The 3,114-nt window shown below is 43.0% G+C and carries 3 protein-coding genes; all 3 read left to right on the top strand.

Going from position 1 to position 3,114, the window contains the following annotated elements; all coding sequences use genetic code 11:
- Nucleotides 1–191: 191 nt before the first annotated feature.
- The 3 genes from istA to AKG39_RS18045 are packed head-to-tail and all read left to right on the top strand — an operon-like array spanning nt 192 to nt 2,965.
- Nucleotides 192–1,718 (top strand): IS21 family transposase, encoded by a 1,527-nt coding sequence (gene istA / locus AKG39_RS18035; RefSeq protein WP_050741800.1) that lies wholly within the window; start codon nt 192–194, stop codon nt 1,716–1,718.
- Nucleotides 1,706–2,485 carry an IS21-like element helper ATPase IstB gene (gene istB / locus AKG39_RS18040; protein WP_050741801.1) on the top strand — a complete coding sequence of 260 codons (780 nt, stop codon included), beginning with the start codon at nt 1,706–1,708 and terminating at the stop codon, nt 2,483–2,485. The genes istA and istB overlap by 13 nt, the downstream gene beginning before the upstream one ends.
- A gap of 39 nt (nt 2,486–2,524) precedes the next feature.
- Complete coding sequence (locus AKG39_RS18045) at nt 2,525–2,965, top strand: hypothetical protein (protein ID WP_050741802.1); 441 nt, start codon at nt 2,525–2,527, stop codon at nt 2,963–2,965.
- The last annotated feature ends 149 nt before the right edge of the window (nt 2,966–3,114 follow it).

A 3,114-nucleotide genomic window follows, 5' to 3' on the forward strand; every position in this document is an offset into this window, starting at 1 on the left:
TTATTGATTTATACTTAAAACTGACCCACCATTAACGGTGAAAATTGACCCACCCGGAGGGGAAAGGAGCGAATAATCCTGGTTCTGATTGACTCCGTACCACGGAAATTTAACACTGTGAATTGACCCGCCTCAGAAAGAGAATTATAATCTTATCAGCATGCAAATCATGCCGATAGGAGGAAGAAGGGGTGAAAAATTTGGAGGATTGGGCAGCCGTGCAGAAAGTGTACAAGCAGACAAAGTCCAAACGATCGACAGCGGATATTCTTGGCATATCCAGGAATACGGTAAAGAAACTTTTGTTATTAAGTGAACCGCCGAAATATCAGCGGACCGAATATGGAACAAAGATTGATAAATTTAAGGAAAAGATCATTGAATGGAGGTGTGAACCCTATTGCTTTAATGGAACTCGGATCTTCAAAGAACTCAGGAAAAAAGGCTACAAAGGGAGTATTGGTCCGATTTATCGATTCCTCAGGAAGGTGGATGAGGATATGGGCGGGCACATCAGTAAAAAAGCAACGGTGCGGCATGAAAGTCCACCAGGTGATCAGGCGCAGTTCGACTGGTCAGAATACGAAGTCGTTATTGGTGGACGATACCGTAAGGTCTATTGTTTTGCAATGATTCTGGCAGCATCAAGAAAAAAAGCCGTCTGTTTTTCACTGAAGGTTGATGGACCAGCAATCTATGCGGCGATTCAGGAACTGTATGATGATCTTGGCGGCGTCACACTTGAGCTGCTGATTGACAATCCCAAAGCGCTGGTTATCACGAATGATCCAAAAACTGAGGAGGAAGTCAGGTACAATCCCCATGCCCTGATGATGGCAAAACATCTGGGAACTGAGCTGAATGCATGTCCCTGTTATTGGCCCCGTAAAAAAGGCAAAATCGAGCGACCATTCAATTATATTGAAGAGCAGTTTATTAAAGGCAATACGTTTGTAACCATGGATGAACTCAATGCGCGCGGAAAAAAGTTTATGGATGAGTGGTGCGATGAAAAACACACGACAACAAAACGGATTCCCAACCAGCACTATCTACTGGAGGAAAAACAAGTATTACAACCGCTGCCAAAATCCCATTATTCTACAAAACCGCTACAAAAACGAATTGTCAGTCCGGACAGTTACCTCAGCATTGGCGGCAACAAATACAGTGTCCCGGTAAAGTATGTGGGAAAAACGGTATTATTCAGAATCATTTACGGATTCAGAGCCGAACTCTATGATCAAAAAGAAAACCTGATCCTGCGTTTTGAAGTCTCGGATAAGAAACATGACGTGGTAACCAATCCGGAGCATTATGAAGCGATCGCCAAAAAAGTCAGCACATCCATCCCTCAGATTCGCAGAGATTTTACAGAAAGATTCAGCAACGGGTATAACTATCTGGAAGCCGCCGGAAGAAAGTTTGATCAGCCGACGCATTATGCCAGAAAGATCATGGAACTGCAGGAACTTTATGATGACCAGGTATTAAACCGTTTTATCGGGATTGCCGTTGATGAAGACAAGATGGATATCAAGTCATTCCGGGCACTCTTGCGGGATTACAATAGCGGACAGCGTTTGATGGGAATGGAGACTCCGGATAGGTCGGATCCCAATGAGCAAGTCGTTTTTCAGGATGAGGATGCTCTGCTTATAAGAGACTGCAGTTATTATGAAATCAATATAACGGAGGCAATATCATGCAACAGGTAGTAGCCGAACCCGAAGTTTATATCGAAACCAAAATGAAACAGTTCAAACTTGTTGATATGCGACAGCAGTATCCGGATCTTATTGCGGAAGCCGAAATGACTGCCATGGGATACAGGGATTTTCTGGTAAGATTGCTTTCTGTTGAAGAAGAAGGGAAAAATGCCCGTCGTACGGGAAAGCTTTTAGGCAATGCCCGCTTTGAATTATCGGCGACGCTTGGTGAGATCGATTATGATTTTAATGATACGCTCGACAAAGAAAAGATTGAAGCATTGGGACGATTGCAGTTTTTAGATCGGCATGAAAACATTATTGTCATTGGGCCGCCCGGGGTCGGGAAAAGCATGATTGCAACCGGAATCGGTGTCAATGCCTGTCATGCGGGTCGAAGCGTTCTGTTTGTCAATGCAAAGGAACTGGTTGATACGCTTCATGCAGAAATGCTAATTGGAAAACTGTCCGAAACACTTGAAAAACTGAACCGGATTGAACTGTTGATTATTGATGAATTATCCTACATAAAAATGGACAAAGAAAGAGAGAGCCTATTTTTCCAGATCATCCGCCAACGATACGAAAAAAGCTCCCTCATTATTACGACCAACCTGCCAATGGGCAAGTGGGACGAACTGTTTACCGGGCAGCTGGCTGCAACGGCGATTCTTGACCGATTGCTCCACCACTGTCATGTACTAAGTATAACAGGTGACAGCTATCGTGTCAAAGGGTCAAAAAACAGTGTTAACAGAAGAATTGGCATCGGATAAACCGATGGTTGGTATTTCATAGATAGACAGGAGTTAAACATGTCAAAGGTAAGTAATGAAGCATTAATCGGGGTTGTTCAGGTATACAATGATGAAGGCCGTACTGCTGCTTATGATCTTCTGCGCAGTCAGTATGGTGTGAAAAACCCCTATTTTATAAGAAAAAGAATTGATAAAGATCCGAGATTTGAATACGATCCGGATCGGGATTGTTATCTGGTAAACGGTCTAACCGAGGCTGATCATCTTTTTATGAGCATCGAAGAACTCTGTTCGCCAGTGGTTCCTCAGCGTGTTCAAACATCAGAAAAGCATCTGATCGATAATCGGCCTGCCGACATGGAAAAACTGATTCAGGAACTGCTGGGTGATCGTTTGCTGGAGTTAAGCAGATACATCACACTGGACTCATTGTCAAAAACGATGATAATCGACCAGACTTCATTAAAAAGTGCCGGTTATCGGGTCGTTACACACTAACAGGTGGGTCAATTTACAGTGTGAAAAACAGAATTCACATGGAAAACTGATCCATCAGCCATCAAAACTAAGGTGGGTCAAATTTAAATGAAAAAGTGGGTCAATTTTACTTGACAATCAACAAAACTGACATCGTATTTTTCAGCAAT

Source organism: Acetobacterium bakii (assembly GCF_001263355.1).
Taxonomy (GTDB): Bacteria; Bacillota; Clostridia; order Eubacteriales; family Eubacteriaceae; genus Acetobacterium; species Acetobacterium bakii.

Excerpts from the sequence above, each read along its gene's own strand:
- istB (WP_050741801.1), top strand. The coding sequence starts at position 1,706 with ATGCAACAGGTAGTAGCCGAACCCGAAGTTTATATCGAAACCAAAATG.
- AKG39_RS18045 (WP_050741802.1), top strand. The coding sequence starts at position 2,525 with ATGTCAAAGGTAAGTAATGAAGCATTAATCGGGGTTGTTCAGGTATAC.